We start from the raw sequence: 17361 nt of genomic DNA on the forward strand, positions 1-17361 counted from the left end.
CTCGTTGACCCGTCGGATAGATACCATTTACCTCTAGTTGATAACTATCTTCACGATACATTGTAAAGTCTGGACCAACTACCTCAATTCCAGACATGACATTACTTAAATCTTCAATCACTTTTACTAAAACTTTTGAAAAATTAGAACCATTTTTTACTGTAACTGTAGCATATCCATACGATGCATCTAATGGAACTGTAACAAGTCCCGTTCCACTAACAGTCACTCTACTGGTTAAAGAACTGGTATAAGTAGTGTTCAAAGAACTAGATATGTTTTCTGACGAACCGTCTGAAAACAACGCTCGACTATTAAGTTGAATATTTCCACCTTTGAATAATTCGACTTCTGAGGGGGAACTTACTATTTTTTCTATTGAAGGTGTACCAGTTAAATTTATTTCGATCGAAGCCGTCAAGTCTTTGTATCGTACTGCAATTTTAGTTTTTAAAACAGCATCAGTTAAATTCTTAATTAGTCCGTTAGAATCAATAGATATTAATTGGGGGTATTCATTGACGTACGTAACACCGTTACCAGAACCACTAATATCATATAAGTTACCATTGATTTCAGCTGAGACATTAAGCTGGTGAGACGCCCCTTTAGAAAGTGACAAATTTGATGGAGATACTATCAGCTGATTTCCCTTTTCGTATTCTCCAGGCACTAAAACTTTAATTCGTTTATAGAAGGCACCATATTTCACGTCAATAAAGTATTCTCCTGGAGCGAGGTCCGTGCTTGCAGTAATTACTCCGGTTTCATCAACACTTAGTTTTTCTGTATTTGTAGAATATATGGTGCCAGTTTTCGTTGCACTAACATCAATTTTACTTCCATCTGAATAATTTAGATACGTCGTGAGCGCTTGAGTCCCACCTGGGTTAATTTCAATTTGTGAGTAATTAGAATCAATTCCAAAAGGAACTACTGGTTCTAATGAAATTAATCCTCTAACAGTAAAGTTATAGGGGCTAAAGTCTCTCTTATTGCTCGCATACGTATTCAATTCAGAATTATATATAGTAATATCGTTGAACTTCGCATCTCTTAATGTCATCGAACGCATTGTCCATTTACCTAACTGGTCATACTGATCAATCGGGATTTCCGCGTAATACCTTCCGTCACTTAGTCTACTGAATTGGAGATTAAAACTTGAATTATCGGGTTTTAAATATGTTGCACTTACTGAATACACTCCAGATAAATTATCATTGACAGTAGCTATTAACTTGTAGATAGCCATCTTTGAAGAGACCTGGGTGAGAGACCTTTCTAAACCATCCAACGTTGGAGGTGAAAAATCGGGAGTCGTGTTGATCACTTTAAAACTATCGACTTCCATATCAATTTTTTCAGTGGCAGTTGGGTAAAACAATGAATTATAAACCGTTTTTGCATTCCATCCATCACTTAAATATACAGAAGAGATTCTCCAAGTTCCTAACTCTTCAAATTGATTTGGATAAAAAGAGCCTTCAAATGAATTGGTGGCAGCTTTGTATGTTAGATATGATGTAGTGCTAGTTCCTCTTGGAGTTGTAAAGCTTACATATACCCGATCCACTCCCAGCATATTATCTGTCGCTTCTACTTTTACTGATAACGGCATTGTAGGAGAAACTAAAAAGTCTCCTGTCTCAGTATTTACATTGATTGTGGATAATGTGGGCGCTTCAAAATCGTCTGGACGTACAACCGGTGGTCGTATCTCAGTCCCTGATACTACAAAAACATTTTTTGAAAAGTCAAACGTCTTAGAATAATTTGAATCGTTCGAATAGTATGTAGTTCTGTTATTTTTGTTATCTGTTAGTTCAACAGTATTCAACTTCCAATTTCCCACTTTTTCGTAACGATCTACCGAAAATAAACCTTCAAAGAAATCTCCTTCTTTTTTCTGAAGAGATACATATTTGGTTACCCCTGAATCATGTCTAAAAACTGCTGCGACTGTTTTTACACCAGATAAGTCATCTGTGGTTTCGATTCTAAATTTCTGAGACTGCGTTGGAGTAACTGTGGCTTCATTAATTTCTACAGCAACTAAAGTGGGGGCCGTAGTATCAGGTTTGGGATCTTCAATAATAATATCCATTGCCTGAACTATTGGAATAAACACCATCATGAAAATCACTAATAATGTTATAGTCTTCTTAATTTGTACATTCATAGTATCACAATCCTTAATTTGTATTTTTTAAATTAAATAATGAATTATATTCCATTAGTAGTATCGGATGGGAATAAAAAAAATTAAGCAAAAAGTCACTATTTCTAAAAAGAAATAGTGACTTTTTGCTTAATAAATAAGTTTTTAAATTAACGTAAGAGTTGAAGTACTGCTTGGGGTTGCTGATTAGATTGGCTCATCATTGCTTGAGCAGCTTGGTTAAGGATGTTGTTCTTTGTGAAGTTCATCATCTCTTTAGCCATGTCTACATCACGGATACGTGATTCAGCAGCTTGAAGGTTTTCTGCGCCAACGTTCAAGTTGTTGATTGTATGCTCAAGACGGTTTTGAGTAGCCCCTAGGAGTGAACGACCTTTAGAAACAGACTCGATTTCAGTAGAAATTGTTTCGATTAATGCAGTAGCAGTCGCTGAGTCTGCTACGTCAGTAGCAGTCAAGGCACCTACGTTTGTTTCAACATCTGTCAAGTTGATACCCATAGTTGCAAAGTCAACGCTCATTGTTTGACCATTGTTTGCGCCTACTTGGAACGTTACAAGGCCTGCACCGTCTCCAGCAGAAGCATCAAGTAATTTTTGTTCGTTGAACTCTGTATTGCCTTTAATGCGTGTGATTTCTTTTCCAAGCTCAGCCAATTCGTCGCCGATTGCACCACGATCTACAGCTACGTTAGTGTCGTTTGATGCTTGAACAGCAAGTTCGCGCATGCGTTGAAGAATTGAGTGAGTCTCGTTCAATGCACCTTCAGCTGTTTGAATCATTGAGATACCATCTTGTGCGTTTTTCGAAGCCATATCAAGACCGCGAATTTGTCCGCGCATTTTTTCAGAGATTGCAAGACCTGCAGCATCGTCACCAGCACGGTTGATGCGAAGACCTGAAGATAATTTCTCCATCGCTTTACCAGTTTGTGCTGTGTTAAATGACATGTTACGGTGTGCGTTCATCGAGTTAAGGTTGTGGTTAATAATCATTGTAATTTCCCTCCATAGGTTTGAGTTTTTTCCGCTCTTCCAAATCCATTTGTCCGAGCATACAAGGCTTAGGCCGGCCCCTCACCTTGTATTAGTTGGTAACGTTTTTGCGTTTCCATACTCTATATCGGAGTCATTGCGAATCTGTTTAGTGTTTTTGCAAAATTTATTCTCAAACTGTGTACTTCTTCTCATTCCGTGTACAAAAAGGAATCTCCACCTTTTAGTCCCGACACTGTCCGAGACTTATTAATGTCCCCTTTCACACACTCCTCAATCACACACAAAAAAAACGCATGCTTACGCATACGCTCTACTCTCATTATTCAGTTATAGTTACCACTTCAGGGGTCAGCTCTTCAAACAGTTCTTTCGCCGCCTTAGCAATCACCTTCGTCGTTGTCGCATCATACGCGCCCCCGATGACACCTCCGACTAGCGGAACCATCTTCCCTAGATTGACCACACCGGTGCTCCCAAACTTCGTTACCAACTTAAATCCAACTTTTTGATTAATCTTCCGAACGGTCGCCGCTGGAATCTTCTTAATCATATTGACGGTCAGTTTCTGTCCGACCTGAACGCCGGCTTTCCTAACTACTTCGCCGGCTGCCTTTCCAGTCAATGCAATATAGACGAACGTCCGAATTTGATCATCCTTCAAGTCGTATCCTCGCATGACGGCAATCGCTGCAATCATACGCATTTGAATATAAAGTACCGATCCGACATTCGCCGGAATTGCGACCGGCATCAAAATCAGGCCGCTCACTCCTGCCAAGAAACCGCTCGTCCCGCATGCGGCTAACTGCGTCGTGATCAAGCGATCGATCCCTTTTTCAACGCCATACTTCCGCGTATATTCCTCCGCCAGTTCATACGCCGTGTCCATCGTCGGGACACCATTCAACGACTTCTCATACGTCCAATCGAGTAATTCATTCATTTTCTCGACGGTTAATTCGTTCACCTTGCCGACGTTAAATTTCTCCACCCTGGTCACCCCTCAATTACGAATACACTCAGTATACGCCATAACGCTCTGTCAAATCGTTGTCTACAGAAAAACGACCCATCGCTGGGCCGCTCCTCCTTACACTTCTACTTTCACTTGCTCCGTCTCGTTCTGCAAACTCTCCGCGACACGGACGAGCTCCGTCATCGCGCCGTTCACTTCACCAAGGCTCGCCGCCTGTTGGCTTGCCGCTGTCGTGACTTCCGTCGCGTAGCGTGATGCCTCTTCGACCATGCCGACGATGCCGGCCGAGTTCGTGACGACCGAGTCGATCTGTCCGCGCGACTCATCCAAGAGCGCATCGACCGAATGGACGTGGCTGTACACTTCGTTCGCCGAGTTGTGGATTGACGCGAACGCGCCGCCTGCCTTTTCGACGAGACCGACGCCCGTCTCCACTTCCGCTTTCACGTTCGCCATCGATGACGACGTGTCGCCGACGAGACGTTTCACGTCGACAATCAAATCGGTGATCTCTTGCGTCGAGTTCGCCGTCTGTTCCGCGAGCTTCTTGACCTCGGCCGCTACGACCGCGAAGCCGCGTCCATGTTCGCCAGCCCGTGCCGCTTCAATCGACGCGTTCAAGGCGAGCAAGTTCGTCTGCGCTGAGATATCGCTGATGACGTCCGTGATGCGCGAGATCTCGCCTGTCATCTCTGTCAACTTGCTGTTGAGTGTCGATGATTGCTCGACCTTGCCGGCAATCGCATGCATCGCATCGACCGACGACGAGGCGAGGCCTTTGCCGCTCTCGGCCTCTTGTTGCATTTCACTTGCTGAATTTAGAGCCGAGCCCATCTCGTTACGGATATTCTCCATCGTCCGGGCGACGGCCCCGAGCAGATCCATCGAGCTGTACGTCGCGCTGACGTTGTCCTCGAGCATCTTGTTCAAGGCGTCCATCGCTTGACGGATGTTCTCGCCGGCGACATTGCCTTCTTGGACCGCTGCCGCAATCTCTTGCGCCGAACCGGTGAGCTGGTCCGCTGTGTAGCGCATGTTCGTCCCTTGTTCACGAAGGTGTCCGACCATGTTGTCCATCGAGAGAAGCAGACGGCCCATCTCTGAACGGTCTGTCGTCGTCTCGTCCGCGAACAGGACCGTCAAGTCGCCGTTACCGACTTCGACCGCCTTTTCCGACGCCAATTCGATGGCCTTGAGCGGGCGACGGGCGATTAAGTAGATGACGGCCCCACCAATCCCTGAAATAAGCAAGGCCACGGCCGTCCCGACGAGCATGACCTGCCCTTTCTCCATCTCAAGCTCGGTGAGCAGCAAAAGCGTGATCCAGCCGACCGCTCCGCCCGTGATAAAGGATGTGACCAAAATCCAAGCGAGCAGTTGGGTCGTAAAGTTTTTGAATAGCTTCACTATGAGTTCCTCCTCTTATGTCTTCATCACCTTTTATATCGTCCGAACCCCAGCTTTTGTATAGCGTTTTCAGTTGAAGTTTTGGTCAATGAAAAAACGCCCTCGTCACCGAGAGCGTCTTGATTAAAAACGGTCATCTTCTTTTGTCATGTGCACCTGTTCGCGCGGGGTCATGAGTGCGTCGATTGCGAGGGCGATCGCGGCGGCCCAATGTAGCATCATGCCGAGGAACGGGATGAACCCGAGCACCGATGCCGTAATCCCGACGAGTGCCCCGACCGAAATTCGTTTCAGCCGCGACAGCGACACGACGAGCAAGACGATGTGGAACACGAGCATGAACCCGAGCGGTGTGTAGCCCATGCTGATGATGAACAGCCCACCGAGTGCTGGGATGCCGAGAAACGCCTCAAAGGCGGCCCCGAGCCATTTCAAATTCCGAACCATTTATCTCACCTCACAGTTCTAATAGATAGAACTCATAGCCGCCGTTCTCTGCGAACCCGGCCCGCTTGTAAATCTCGAGCGCGGCCTTGTTCTCCGTCTCGACGTCGAGCTCAAGCTTCGTCCGGCCCATGCGGAACAGTTGCTGGACCATCTGCTTCAACATCTTCGTGCCGTAGCCCTTGCCCTGCTCGTCCGCCTTGACGCCGAACGCATGGATGCTGCCGGCATCTTCGCCCGATAGGAGCGCGCGGATGATTCCGACCGGACGACCGTCGACTTCACCGATGTACGTCACGCGGTCCGGTGTGTCGATCTGTTGATAGATGTTCTCCGTCACGTCGACCGGGTCACCGAACGCTTCAGAGAGCGTCTCGATGATAAGCGGACGGTCGGCGTCCGTCGCCTCGCGGAGCGACACCTCGTCCGGCTTCAAGAACAGCTCGGCTTTTTTGAGCACCAAGTTATATTCCGAGAACTGATACGCCGCGCCAAGACGATCGATGACCGCTTTGCCGTCCTTCGATTTGCGATCGATGACGAACGTGAACGCCTCACAACCGTTCTGTTTCGCATCCTGTTTCGCCGTTTCAAAGAGTGCCGTGAAGACACCTTGCTTCCGGTAGTCCGGATGCACGAGCGCATTCACTTCATACTCGTTCGGGAGATATGGGAAAAGTACCATATACCCGACGAGCGCATCATTGTCATAGACGGCGTAATCGTTCTGACCGACCGCCACATGTCCGAGTTTCACGTCAATCTTGTCAAATGCATTGACCGCTGCCTCGAGCGCCGCCACCTGTTCTGCTTGTCTCACTTCTTCTACTGTCCAATTCATGTGATCACCTCACGTCATATTGTAGCATAATCGAAAAAGCCCGCCGTAGCGGGCAGGCTCATAACGTACGGAACTCGAGCTCCGGTAATGTCTCGAGCAGTTCGGCAATCTCGTCCGTGTGCGCCTCGGCACCCGGGACGGCCTCGGTCGGTTCGACCCAGAAGAACGTCTTGTCGCTCGCACCGAGGTAGTTGCCGTAGCCGACTTCCTCTGCGAACGCCGCTTCCGATAGTTCACGGTCAATCAAGTCCAAATGGAACAACAACTGGTCGTCGCCGTCCTCGACGTTATAGTAGAGGTCGAACGTGCCGTAGCTGTTCTGATCGCCGACATCGACGACGTCCTGCGCCTTCTCGATATAGACGTCCCCACGCTCAATCGCCTCGACGATTTTCGACGGGAGAATGATCTCATAACCGAGCTCACGGTCACGGATCGTCTGCGTCGTATCGTCAGTCCGTCCCCGGGACGAGACGACACCGACCGTTGCGACGAGGGCACCCGTCACGCCAAGCGCGACCGCCCATTTCATTGTTTTATTCATCTGAACCACTCCTTCTGTGAAGTCTGTCATGACTTGATTATCTCATATCTCATCGAGCGTACACTAAATATTCTGAAAAAATGTTTTAGGATGCGTTGACGCACGTCCATCAATCCCATACGATGAAGATATCGTATTATAGAAAAGAGGAACTGATATGTCAAACGAACAACAATTGTCACGCGCACAGCTCGACGCGCTCTTAAAAAACGTCTTCGCCCTTCAAATCCCGGTCATCGAGAAGTTCATGACCGACTTGTTCAGAAAGTACGTCTCGACAGCGTCCACGTTCAAACAGGACATGGATACGATGAAAGCGACAGAATGGCATAAGCAGTTCTTCGGTCAGAAAGTGATGCCGCACTTGTTCATCGAGAACCTTGGCTTCGGCGCGTCGTTCCGTCATCAGGAGCAAGACAAAGTCGTCAAAATCCCGGACAATATGACGGTCGTGAAACCGGACTCGGACGACCAGATTGAAGAGATTCTCCAAAACCTCGACAAGACGATGGCGTCGATGGACAACATCAAAAACAAGGGACTCGTCAAAAAGTTCTATAAAGAGACGCTCGAACTCATCTGCCAGCTCGGTAGCCGGACTGGGATGATGGACGAGTTTTATGAGCAAGTCAAAGGCAGCTTGACGAAAGCATGACCTTTCATCCACGTCCACGGACGTGGATTTTTTTAATGACCGTCCCGCGGCTCGAACACCGCCAAGCGCTCGATATTGGCCAGAATCGGCTTTGCCTTCCCAATCAACGTCTGTGTCGTCTCAAGCGACAGCGATTGTTGATGCGCTTCCATACTTTCCCACACCTCATAGACGACGATCGACTCGTCATCAAGCGAGACATTCACCCGGTACGCCGCGCACGTCGGCTCTCGTTCCATCGCCGTCGCCGCCTCAAGCAAAATCGCGAGCAGCGTCTCGCGCTCACCTGGTACGGCGGTCAGTTTCCCAATCAATCCATAGGACATGTTCATCCCTCCTTCCCATATCGATTCGTCACTGGTACGACAGTCTCCTTTACGTTGAATTGGCTACGACTATGCAGCACGACCCCGACCATGACGAGCGAGATGCCGATGAGGGATAATTCCGACGGCAGATACGCTTGCAGGAAAATCAATTCGCCGATGAGCGCGAACAGCACCTCGAGCGCCTGAGTCGCCTCGACCGTGGCCAGTCTCCCCATATCGTGTTTGACGAGGTCGGTCGCCTTGAAGAAGAGCACTGTCGCGACGACGCCCGATAAAAGGGCGACGAGCAGCGTCTGCGTCAGTTGCGAGCTCGAGGGCGCACCCGTCGTCAGCGCGTAGCCGAACAAGAGGAGCCAGACCGGGAGCGAACCGATACACATGCCGAGGATGCGCTCGAACACGTCGAGGTCGGTGTGGGCCATCATCTTCCGGTTACCGAGCGGATAGGCGAACGCGGCAATCAACACCGGCACCACCCCGATCCACAAAAAGCGCGGCTCAAAGTCGGCGAGGAACTCGACTTGCATTAAGACGACGCCGAACAGAATGAGTCCTGAGAAGCGGAGCGCCTTCCACGGAATCCGTTCCCGCGTCCCGTCACTCCGACGGAACAGCGGTGACAACAGCGCCCCGGCGATAATCGTCACTTGCCACGTGCCGGCGATGAGCCAAGGCGGGGCGACCTCGGCGGCGAGACAGATCGGGACGTAAAACAGACCGAAGCCGACCGTCCCCCAGACAAGCCACGGCCACGGCTCGTCGACGATGGCGTGGCGCACCCGGGTCATGCCACCCCGGACGGCCACGACGACCATGAGCAGCGGGATCATGAACAGGAAGCGGAGCGAGGCGCTATACGCCCAACTGCCTCCGCCGACCTGCATCGATTCATTCAAGACGAACGTGCTCGCGAAAAACAAGGCGGCGAGTACACCTAATAACAGCGGACGCATACGGTCTCTCCTTTCTGAATCCCCACTTGTTCCCTATCCGTCCCGCATTTCCCTGCCTCCACCAAAAAAATCAAGCAGCGCCGGCTGCTTGATTCGTCTCAATGGATATCGCGTTTTCGGAAATTCCCACCTTTGACCTCGGACACCTCGTATACGACGACGAAAGCCTCGGGGTCGACTTGGTTGATGATTTCTTTCATCTTCCGCTCCTCGAGCCGGTTGATGACGCACGTGATCTCGTAATAGCACTCTTTTGAGTACGCACCTTGAATCTGGTTGAGCGTCGCGCTCCGACCGAGCCGGTCGCGAATCGTCTCGACCATGACCTCAGGCGCGCCCGTGATGATCTTGAACGTCTTCGCACCGCTCAGTCCTTCCTCAACGATATGAATCACTTTCGAGGCGATGAAGTAGGCGATGGCCGACAGCACCGCTCCTTGCAGGCCGAACACCGTCGAGACGACGATGAAGACGAACACGTTCAAGAAGAGAATCAAGTCGCTCGTCCCGAACGGCAACTTCCGTGATAACAAGACGGCCAGCATGTCGATGCCATCGAGCGCGCCCCCGTTGCGGAGCGATAGCCCCATCCCGAGTCCGAGAATGATTCCGCCGACGACCGTGACGAGGAGCGTGTCCCCATCAATGATCGTCGGGACGCGGTGCATGATGAGCGTCCCGGCCGACAGCGAGGCGATGCCGGTGACCGACAGGATGGCGAAGCTCTTCCCGATCTGCTTATAGCCGAGATAGACGAACGGGATATTGAGAATCCCGAGGAACACGCCGAGCGGGAGACCCGTGAGTTGGGAGACGACGATGCTGATCCCGGTGATACCCCCGTCCGATACGCTGTTCGGGATCAAGACCGACTCGAGGCCGTACGCCGCGATCATCCCGCCGATGATGTTCATGATGATTTGAAAGCCCATGAGCCAGGCTCGATTGTCACGTTTCATGAGTAACGTCCTCCTTTTTGTTTTAACTTTCCTAGTCTAGTATAAAAAAATAGTAGAATAACATATTCGATATCGACAAAAAGTTGTGTCAGATTGTCTGCCGCTTCTGCTTCATCCCGTGTGAGTTTTGCTATACTAAAAAGAAAAAGGGAGTGACCCCCGATGCAGCGTCCACCGATGCCTTCCCCGACTCCGGAGGAAGTGCTCCGCTTGAAACGTGTCCATAACCCGATCAAACCGACCGAGCTTCTCGCCAAGGGGCTGCTCCTGTTGCTCGGCGCCTTCATCTTCGCGGTCGGGCTCGAGGCATTCCTCGTCCCGAACCAGATCATCGACGGCGGCATCGTCGGCGTCTCGATCATCACGTCATATTTGACCGACACGAAGCTCGCCATCTGGCTCGTCTTGTTCAACATCCCGTTCATCTTCTTCGGCTATCGCCAAATCGGGAAGACGTTCGCCGTCGTCACGTTGTTGGCGATTACGCTCATGTCCGGCTTCACGATCTTGCTCCATTCGGTCGAGCCGTTCACTGACGATTTGCTGTTGTCGACCGTGTTCGGCGGCTTCTTGCTCGGCGCCGGGGTCGGGCTCGTCATCCGGGCCGGTGGGTCGCTCGACGGGACCGAGATTTTGGCCGTATCGTTCACGGACCGGTTGCCGTTCTCCGTCGGTGAGATCGTCATGTTCTTCAACATCTTCATCCTCGGAATGGCCGGGTTCATCTTCAGCTGGGACCGGGCCATGTACTCGCTCCTCACGTATTTCATCGCCTTCAAGACGATCGATATCGTGCTCGAAGGAATCGATCAGTCGAAGGCCGCGTGGATCATCACCACCTCACCCGATGACGTCGGTCAAGCCATCATGGACCGACTCGGCCGGGGTGTGACGTATTTGCACGGGGAAGGCGCCTACACCGGCGACGGCAAGAAGGTCGTCTTCACCGTCATCAGCCGACTTGAAGAGACGAAACTGAAAGACATCCTCGACGACTATGACGAGAAGGCGTTCCTCGCCATCGGCAATATCCATGACGTCCGAGGCGGCCAGTTCAAAAAGAAAAATATCCACTAAAAAAATCGGCCCCCCGGGACCGATTTTTTGTTTATCCGATTTTTGCTTGATCGCGCCCGCTCGTCTTCGCCGCGTAAAGGGCGGCGTCGGCCCTTTCGAACACGACCGTGCCCGGCTCGGCCCCGGCGAGCGATGCCCCGAGCGAAACCGTCATCGGGATGTGCATCCCTTCAAACGAGAACGGGGTGTCGCGGATGACCTTGACGATATCGTCCGCGATCAACCGGACGTCACCGGCATCCTCGAGCACCATCAGAAACTCTTCCCCGCCGTAGCGCCCGACGAAACCGTCCGGCGGACAGTTCGCCTGTAACGTTTGACCGATGTGGTGAAGCGCTGCGTCACCGGCTCGATGACCATATGTATCGTTCAACTGCTTGAACCGGTCGACATCGATGACGAACAGCGCCCAAGGGAGACCCGACATCTCGACCTCGTTCAAACGTTCGAGCGTCATATAGCGGTTCGGGAGACCCGTCAGCTCGTCAATCGTCGCCCGCTGCGCGTGCAGCCGGAACATGCGCAGGTGCGTCTCAATCTGTTTCGCGACCCAGTAACACATCCAGCCACCGAGGAACGTCATGACGAAATACGGCAAGAACACGGTCGTGAACGCCTGAATCGGGACGTTGCCAGCAATTCGAAACAAGACGAGCACGGCCCCGAACACGAGATAGGCCGAATACAAGTGACCGCGTCGCATCACCAGTCGATTTAACACGAGCGACAACACGAAGAACAAGCCGAGCGTGCCGAACGAGCGGATGAATTGGTCGGTCATGCCGTCGAGACCGAAGCGACTGAGAAGAGTCAACCCCATCGTGACGGCGACTCCGACCGGTCCGGCATAGGCGCCTGAGAGCGCGAGCGGGATAATCCGGAGGTCGACTCTTGCCTCTCCGACTTGAAACGAGTTGACCGTCAACAGTACGGCCGCGAGCCCCATGGCGAGACCAAACCAGATGCGGACCGCATAAGGAGAACCTGCCTGAATCGGCAACAGCTGGCGCATGAGATACAGGGCCAGTGATAAAACGAGATAGATGATACTGACATTGATGAAAAAGATGTTGATGACTTGACCCAAGCCTTGTCCTCTCCCGCCATTTCTTTCCTCCTATCCTATCGTACAAAAGTGACGCATGTCACCCTATCCAAATTTTAGGACAGCTAAAAAGCCGGAAGCTCACGCTTCCGACTTGTTTTGCATCATCTGTTTCATCAAGTTGGCGCTGTCGCGGGCCGATTCGTTCTCGGTCTGCATCTGGACGTACACCTCATGACGATGGATGTCGATATGGCGCGGGGCGTCGATGCCGAGCTTGACCTGGTCGCCTTCGATGGCGAGCACGGTGAGCGTCACATCGTCCCCGATATGGATCGCCTCGCCTTGTTTTCGTTTCAATACGAGCATCAGCGCACCTCTTCTTTCTGACCGCCGAGCGGGAACCGGGCCGGGTAGACGTCATCCAAGATGACTTGCTTCCCGCGGCGCTCTTTCGTCTCGATGACGATTGGGGCCTTCAAGTTGAGCGTCGAGGCGTCGAACGGCTCACGGAGCGTCACGATGGCATATACCGAGACGTGCTCCGCCTCATCGATGCCAAGTTGCTCTTTCGCGCCGTCGGTCAATTCGAACGCATAGTCCGGCTTGTGCCAGAACGGGTTCGTCACGACGAAGGCGCAGGCCGGGTCCTCGAGCGACTGGAGCGACCAAAACGGGAGCTCGTCGCCGTACGGGATGAGGGTGAACGTCTTCGAGTCCGGGAATCCGGGAATCTCGCTGACGAACGAGATCGTCTCTTCTTCATTTACTTCGATTTTGCCAAAATAGTCTGTCTCAATGAACATGGGTTGTCCTCACTTTCAACGCGTCTCATCATACATGCCACCGACCGGCCACATCTCGAGCGACGCCTGCTGACGGAGCGAGATGTCCGTCGTCCATGGCGTGAACGAGATGTCGGCCGGGGTGAGTGATACATCAATCTGTGCCGGCGTCAGGTTCCACTCGATTTTGACATCCGCCGGCGTATACGTCAACTTCACGCGGTCGAGCGATTTCGGCATGAAGTCCATGTCGACGACCGGGTACGGGGCGCTCGTCTTCTCAGCAGCCATCGCGGCGATCGGGTTGCCGTTCTCGATGCGCATGAGCCGGTCCCCGTCCCGGGCCGTAGTCGAGATCGCTTCCCGGGCCGCCTGTTCCCCGAGCTGACCGAAATGGCGCCCGAGCTCGAGCGCCGCCTTCAAGTTGCTTTCACTGCGCGCGACCGACGAGTCGACCTCGAGCGTACCACCTGTCGTCTGTTGGGTCATCTCGACCTTGCCTTGCGTCATCGACACATCGGCCCGGCCTTGCCTCATCTCGAGGTGGGGCCGGTTCGACGTGATTTGAATCGCGGCCTGCGTCTGCCGCATCTCAAGCCGGGCGATGTTCATCGTTTACCGGAGGAAGTCGAGGAGCGTCGGTTGAATGATTCGGGCGCCGGCCGATAGCGCGGCCCGGTGCACCGTCTCGTGAGACTTGAGCTCCATGATGACTTTTTCGATGTCGATGTCTTCGTTATCAGACATAATCGTCTTGGCGATGATCTCATGTTCTTGCAGGCGGTTGTCGACGAGTTCTAGCCGATTGGCGCGCGCCCCGAGCTCGGCCCGTTCCGTGATCAAGTTTTGGGCGATCACGTCGAGGTCGACGAGCTCGTTCGAAAGAACCTCACCGGTCGTGTTCGGGTCGGCCAGTTTCGAGACGAGGTCGTGGAGTCCGGCGAACACGTCGCTGCCGAACACCGTCTCCGGCTGCATGTTCACTTGGACGGTGATGCCTTTCGACACTTCAAAGGCGACTTTCCCGCTCGCTGCCGGCGCTCCGTCCGGATAGATGCTGTTGACGTCCCCGTTCGGGTCGGCAAGGAACGCCTTCAAGGCGTCCATGTCGACGAGTGGTTGGTCCGTCTTCGTGCCGTTGTAAATATATTTCTCCCCCGACTTCGCGTTCGCGAGTGAGCCGATATGTTCGATCAACTGATTGACCTCACTTTGGATAATTTGACGTTGCGACGACTCGTACGTGTCGTTCGCCGCCTGCGTCGTCAGTTCGCGAATCCGTTTGACGGCCTCCGTCACTTCGTTCAACGTCGAGTCGGTCAAGTCCATCCAGCTCGTCGCTTCGCTGACGTTGCGGCGGAATTGGTCGACCTCACGCACCTCGGTCCGGTAGCGCATGCCTTGCATGGCGACGACCGGGTCTTCCGAGGCCCGTTGAATCCGTTTCCCGCTGATGAGCTGTTCTTGCACTTGGGCGAGCTTGTTATAGCTGCTCGATAAGTGTTTCAAGTTCGTCTGTGTGAGCATCGTCTGTGTGACTCGCATCAAGCATTACCTCCCTACGACACCCATGCCGTTGATGATTTTGTCGAGCATCTCGTCGACGGCCGTGATGTTGCGGGCCGCCGCGTTATAGGCGTGTTGATATTGAATCATCATCGTCATCTCTTCGTCGAGCGAGACGGCGCTCACTGCCTGGCGGCGCTGGTCCGAGCTCGCCATGAGGGCGAACGTGCTGGTCGCGAGTCGTCCGCTCTGGTCGGCGGCGACAGCCATGTTCCCGATGACGTTCTGATAGTACTTCCCGATCGACGTCTCTGTCTGGACCGATCCGTCGAAGCTGAGCGTGGCCGACTTCAAGTTCGCCAAGGCAAGTGCCCCGCTGCCGTCCCCGATGTTGCCGTCTTGAGACGCGGCGATCAAATCGAGGTTGTTCATGACGGCGTCGCTCACTTTGATCGTCGCGGCGCTCGCCGTCCCTTCGAAGAAGTTCGCCGTCCCGGCGTTGCCTTTGGCGTCCATGTTGTTGCTGTGGGCCGTGTTGAAGGCCGAGGCGAACTGGCTGGCCATCTCGTCCAAGTCTTTCAACATCGTCGCATACGCGCCGTTCACGCTGCCTGATTCGGGTGTGTCCGTACCGTACATCTCGACGAGCGCTTTCCATTTCCCGTTTGGCATCGATGCATGCGTGAGGGCCACGTCCGCTCCGCTCGCATCGGTCATGTCGAGACCGTCGAACGAGCCGACCGTGCCGTTGATCCCATCGACGAGCTTATGGTCGACGCCACCGATCGTGACGACGATGTCAATCCGCCCTTCCGCGACTTTCTGTGAGTTCCCGCGCGATTCCCCGTTCGTATAGTCGACCGGGACGCGTTTGAAGTCCATATATTGGGCAAGCTCGTCCATGTAGCGGTCACGCTCGTCATACAGTTCGTTCGGGAGCACGCCGAGCGGCTCCGCGTCACCGATTTGACGGTTGACCTCACTGATCTTCGTCATCAAGTCGTTCACTTTCTTGACGACGACGTCCGCCTCGGACGCCAAGTCGACCTGCACTTTTTGGAGCGAGGACGACATGTAGTTGAACGTTTCCGCGAGCGTCATCGCCCGTTGGCGCACGACGCTCCGCGCGCCGGCGTCGTCCGGGTTGACCGACAAGTCTTGGAGCGAGGCCCAGAACAAGTCGAGCGATTTGGCGAGGCCCGTCTCGGACGGCTCATTGACGATGTCCTCCATCCGGCCGAACGCCGCCTCTTTCGTGGCGTAGTAGGCGTTCTTGACCGATTCGTCACGATATTGCTGGTCGATCATCAAGTCACGGATCCGAGCGAGCGTCTCCCCGCGGACACCCGTCCCGAACTGCCCGGCCTTCGTTCCGCCGAAGTTGACGCTGAGTTGTTCGGTCATGCCGAGCGATAGGCGCTGGCGTGAGTAACCCGGGTTCGAGGCGTTGGCGACGTTGTTCCCCGTCGCCTGGAGCGCCCACTGGTGCGTCGTCAAACTGCGACGCGCCGTCTCTAATCCCATAAATGTTGAGCCCATTAAACTTCCTCCTTATACATCCCGGCTGAACGAGCGCGTCTCGAGCGCCTGTTGACCGTACGTGAAATCATCTGCCTCTGGCAGGAGCATATCCAAATGCCATTCGATATACCGGAGCGACTGTTCGAGCAAGACGGCGTTCAATTCATTCTGCCGTTTCAGCTCGAGGACGATCGGTCGTAGTGCTTCTTTCTCTTCATCGTCCAAAATGTACGTTCCTTGAAGTCGTTCCGCCTCTTTTTGTTTGATTTGTCGGACGAGCGTCGCCTCTTCCTTGACGAGCGCGCTGAACGCGGGCATATCGCCGTTGACGAGCAGTCGTTCTTTTTCATAAGCGATTTCGAGTAAACGTGTATGTAATGTGAGCATAAGTCTCTCCTTTTTCCAAAAAAAGAGCCGACTAAAGAAAGGGTGTCCCTTGTTTAGTCAGCTTCCGTGCCATCATATTTATGCGAAGGTCTCCCTCGGACCTCGCTTTCATTCATCCTTGTAGAAAGCGTTTGGCGATTTCGCGCGCGTCCCGTGAATACGTCCCGGTGTTGATTTCCGCCTTCAAAGCGTTAATCTTCTCCAGGCGCTCCGGATGTTTCACCGGTTCTTCAAACCGGGCGCGGGCTTCGGCCGATATCGATAGTTGGTCCGTTTGGCGTGTCAGCTCGGGCTTCGTCTCAGGTTGCGTTTTCTTCTCGTAAGTGTTCGGTAAGTGTACCCACTTTGCAGAATCGATGCGCATACGTGTCCCCCCTCTTCTCAGTTGTTAGTCCAAACGATAAGCGCGAACGCTTTGTTTCGTGACGGTGGCTTGTAGCCCTTTCAGTTCTTGCTGCATGTCGGTCTGACAGTCCGCGCATACCTTTCCTTGGTTCGTCGGATTGCCGCAGCGCACGCAGGCGATGTTCAGGGACGGGTTGTCCTTGATGATCAAGCGTCCTTCATGGATATATCGCGTGATATCAAGTTCGGAGACACCTGTCGCTTCGACAAGGGCCCCAATCGTCGTCTGTTTGTTGGCGGGTTCGCGGATGAAGTCCCGGACTTTCAAGAAGTTTTGGAAATCGACTTCCGCGCAGGATGGGCAGTAAGGCGAGCGGCTTTGTTTCATGAACAGCCGTCCGCATGTT

At 52.8% G+C, this 17361-nt stretch carries 21 protein-coding genes; 2 read left to right on the top strand and 19 right to left on the bottom strand.

All coding sequences use genetic code 11. From position 1 onward, the window contains the following. From KNP74_RS03485 to KNP74_RS03515, 7 genes are all read right to left on the bottom strand, one after another. Positions 1–2182: Ig-like domain-containing protein (locus KNP74_RS03485; RefSeq protein ID WP_214763368.1), on the bottom strand; the 2182-nt coding region annotated here is incomplete at its 3' end. A gap of 149 nt (positions 2183–2331) precedes the next feature. After that, positions 2332–3177: a flagellin N-terminal helical domain-containing protein gene (locus tag KNP74_RS03490; protein ID WP_214763369.1), complete on the bottom strand. Its 846-nt coding sequence runs from the start codon at positions 3175–3177 to the stop codon at positions 2332–2334. Between the two features lie 322 nt (positions 3178–3499). Then, positions 3500–4171, bottom strand: coding sequence for an EcsC family protein (locus KNP74_RS03495; RefSeq protein ID WP_371816311.1), 672 nt, complete (start codon positions 4169–4171; stop codon positions 3500–3502). A gap of 99 nt (positions 4172–4270) precedes the next feature. Continuing rightward, complete coding sequence (locus KNP74_RS03500; protein ID WP_214763370.1) at positions 4271–5563, bottom strand: methyl-accepting chemotaxis protein; 1293 nt, start codon at positions 5561–5563, stop codon at positions 4271–4273. Between the two features lie 123 nt (positions 5564–5686). Beyond that, positions 5687–6010, bottom strand: coding sequence for a hypothetical protein (locus tag KNP74_RS03505; protein WP_138859049.1), 324 nt, complete (start codon positions 6008–6010; stop codon positions 5687–5689). A gap of 10 nt (positions 6011–6020) precedes the next feature. Next, positions 6021–6848, bottom strand: a complete 828-nt coding sequence (locus KNP74_RS03510; RefSeq protein ID WP_214763372.1) for a GNAT family N-acetyltransferase — start codon at positions 6846–6848, stop codon at positions 6021–6023. 58 nt (positions 6849–6906) lie between these two features. Continuing rightward, positions 6907–7392, bottom strand: a complete 486-nt coding sequence (locus KNP74_RS03515) for a hypothetical protein (RefSeq protein WP_214763374.1) — start codon at positions 7390–7392, stop codon at positions 6907–6909. A gap of 157 nt (positions 7393–7549) precedes the next feature. On the opposite strand from KNP74_RS03515, the gene KNP74_RS03520 reads away from it, so the two are divergent. Next, positions 7550–8047, top strand: coding sequence for a hypothetical protein (locus KNP74_RS03520; protein WP_021066568.1), 498 nt, complete (start codon positions 7550–7552; stop codon positions 8045–8047). A gap of 32 nt (positions 8048–8079) precedes the next feature. Here the strand turns inward: KNP74_RS03520 and KNP74_RS03525 are convergent, their stop codons facing one another. From KNP74_RS03525 to KNP74_RS03535, 3 genes are all read right to left on the bottom strand, one after another. After that, positions 8080–8373 carry a putative quinol monooxygenase gene (locus KNP74_RS03525; protein ID WP_214763376.1) on the bottom strand — a complete coding sequence of 98 codons (294 nt, stop codon included), beginning with the start codon at positions 8371–8373 and terminating at the stop codon, positions 8080–8082. Positions 8374–8375: 2 nt separating this feature from the next. Then, complete coding sequence (locus KNP74_RS03530; protein ID WP_214763378.1) at positions 8376–9329, bottom strand: DMT family transporter; 954 nt, start codon at positions 9327–9329, stop codon at positions 8376–8378. Between the two features lie 98 nt (positions 9330–9427). Beyond that, positions 9428–10288 (bottom strand): YitT family protein, encoded by an 861-nt coding sequence (locus tag KNP74_RS03535; RefSeq protein ID WP_214763380.1) that lies wholly within the window; start codon positions 10286–10288, stop codon positions 9428–9430. 162 nt (positions 10289–10450) lie between these two features. Here KNP74_RS03535 and KNP74_RS03540 point away from each other — a divergent pair, with 162 nt between their 5' ends. Then, positions 10451–11365: a YitT family protein gene (locus tag KNP74_RS03540; RefSeq protein WP_214707187.1), complete on the top strand. Its 915-nt coding sequence runs from the start codon at positions 10451–10453 to the stop codon at positions 11363–11365. Between the two features lie 31 nt (positions 11366–11396). Here the strand turns inward: KNP74_RS03540 and KNP74_RS03545 are convergent, their stop codons facing one another. The 9 genes from KNP74_RS03545 to KNP74_RS03585 form a co-directional block, all read right to left on the bottom strand. Continuing rightward, positions 11397–12452 (bottom strand): GGDEF domain-containing protein, encoded by a 1056-nt coding sequence (locus KNP74_RS03545; protein ID WP_251130070.1) that lies wholly within the window; start codon positions 12450–12452, stop codon positions 11397–11399. A 99-nt stretch (positions 12453–12551) separates the two neighbouring features. Continuing rightward, positions 12552–12779, bottom strand: coding sequence for a carbon storage regulator CsrA (gene csrA, locus KNP74_RS03550; protein ID WP_214763381.1), 228 nt, complete (start codon positions 12777–12779; stop codon positions 12552–12554). Then, the gene (fliW, locus tag KNP74_RS03555) at positions 12779–13216 is read right to left on the bottom strand and encodes a flagellar assembly protein FliW (RefSeq protein ID WP_138859041.1); all 438 of its coding nucleotides are present in this window, start codon (positions 13214–13216) and stop codon (positions 12779–12781) included. The genes csrA and fliW overlap by 1 nt, the downstream gene beginning before the upstream one ends. A 15-nt stretch (positions 13217–13231) precedes the next feature. Next, positions 13232–13807, bottom strand: a complete 576-nt coding sequence (locus KNP74_RS03560) for a DUF6470 family protein (RefSeq protein ID WP_214763382.1) — start codon at positions 13805–13807, stop codon at positions 13232–13234. A gap of 3 nt (positions 13808–13810) precedes the next feature. Next, positions 13811–14740, bottom strand: coding sequence for a flagellar hook-associated protein FlgL (flgL, locus tag KNP74_RS03565; RefSeq protein WP_214763387.1), 930 nt, complete (start codon positions 14738–14740; stop codon positions 13811–13813). A 6-nt stretch (positions 14741–14746) separates the two neighbouring features. Next, entirely contained in the window at positions 14747–16240 is a 1494-nt protein-coding gene (gene flgK, locus KNP74_RS03570) for a flagellar hook-associated protein FlgK (protein ID WP_214763392.1), read from the bottom strand. Positions 16241–16252: 12 nt separating this feature from the next. Next, complete coding sequence (locus KNP74_RS03575; RefSeq protein WP_214763394.1) at positions 16253–16609, bottom strand: flagellar export chaperone FlgN; 357 nt, start codon at positions 16607–16609, stop codon at positions 16253–16255. Positions 16610–16721: 112 nt separating this feature from the next. Continuing rightward, positions 16722–16973, bottom strand: coding sequence for a flagellar biosynthesis anti-sigma factor FlgM (locus KNP74_RS03580; RefSeq protein ID WP_214753909.1), 252 nt, complete (start codon positions 16971–16973; stop codon positions 16722–16724). Between the two features lie 24 nt (positions 16974–16997). After that, positions 16998–17342, bottom strand: coding sequence for a flagellar protein (locus tag KNP74_RS03585; RefSeq protein WP_052090149.1), 345 nt, complete (start codon positions 17340–17342; stop codon positions 16998–17000). Positions 17343–17361 lie beyond the last annotated feature (19 nt).

Source organism: Exiguobacterium sp. s141 (assembly GCF_018618085.1).
Taxonomy (GTDB): Bacteria; Bacillota; Bacilli; order Exiguobacteriales; family Exiguobacteriaceae; genus Exiguobacterium; species Exiguobacterium mexicanum_A.

Bases quoted from the DNA above. Each gene is read 5' to 3' on its own strand.
- KNP74_RS03540 (WP_214707187.1), top strand. From the start codon at position 10,451: ATGCAGCGTCCACCGATGCCTTCCCCGACTCCGGAGGAAGTGCTCCGC.
- KNP74_RS03520 (WP_021066568.1), top strand. From the start codon at position 7,550: ATGTCAAACGAACAACAATTGTCACGCGCACAGCTCGACGCGCTCTTA.
- flgK (WP_214763392.1), bottom strand. From the start codon at position 16,240: ATGGGCTCAACATTTATGGGATTAGAGACGGCGCGTCGCAGTTTGACG.
- KNP74_RS03535 (WP_214763380.1), bottom strand. From the start codon at position 10,288: ATGAAACGTGACAATCGAGCCTGGCTCATGGGCTTTCAAATCATCATG.
- KNP74_RS03585 (WP_052090149.1), bottom strand. From the start codon at position 17,342: ATGAAACAAAGCCGCTCGCCTTACTGCCCATCCTGCGCGGAAGTCGAT.
- KNP74_RS03515 (WP_214763374.1), bottom strand. From the start codon at position 7,392: ATGAATAAAACAATGAAATGGGCGGTCGCGCTTGGCGTGACGGGTGCC.
- KNP74_RS03490 (WP_214763369.1), bottom strand. From the start codon at position 3,177: ATGATTATTAACCACAACCTTAACTCGATGAACGCACACCGTAACATG.
- KNP74_RS03560 (WP_214763382.1), bottom strand. From the start codon at position 13,807: ATGAACATCGCCCGGCTTGAGATGCGGCAGACGCAGGCCGCGATTCAA.
- KNP74_RS03510 (WP_214763372.1), bottom strand. From the start codon at position 6,848: ATGAATTGGACAGTAGAAGAAGTGAGACAAGCAGAACAGGTGGCGGCG.
- flgL (WP_214763387.1), bottom strand. From the start codon at position 14,740: ATGCGAGTCACACAGACGATGCTCACACAGACGAACTTGAAACACTTA.
- KNP74_RS03525 (WP_214763376.1), bottom strand. From the start codon at position 8,373: ATGTCCTATGGATTGATTGGGAAACTGACCGCCGTACCAGGTGAGCGC.
- KNP74_RS03580 (WP_214753909.1), bottom strand. From the start codon at position 16,973: ATGCGCATCGATTCTGCAAAGTGGGTACACTTACCGAACACTTACGAG.
- fliW (WP_138859041.1), bottom strand. From the start codon at position 13,216: ATGTTCATTGAGACAGACTATTTTGGCAAAATCGAAGTAAATGAAGAA.
- KNP74_RS03575 (WP_214763394.1), bottom strand. From the start codon at position 16,609: ATGCTCACATTACATACACGTTTACTCGAAATCGCTTATGAAAAAGAA.
- csrA (WP_214763381.1), bottom strand. From the start codon at position 12,779: ATGCTCGTATTGAAACGAAAACAAGGCGAGGCGATCCATATCGGGGAC.
- KNP74_RS03530 (WP_214763378.1), bottom strand. From the start codon at position 9,329: ATGCGTCCGCTGTTATTAGGTGTACTCGCCGCCTTGTTTTTCGCGAGC.
- KNP74_RS03505 (WP_138859049.1), bottom strand. From the start codon at position 6,010: ATGGTTCGGAATTTGAAATGGCTCGGGGCCGCCTTTGAGGCGTTTCTC.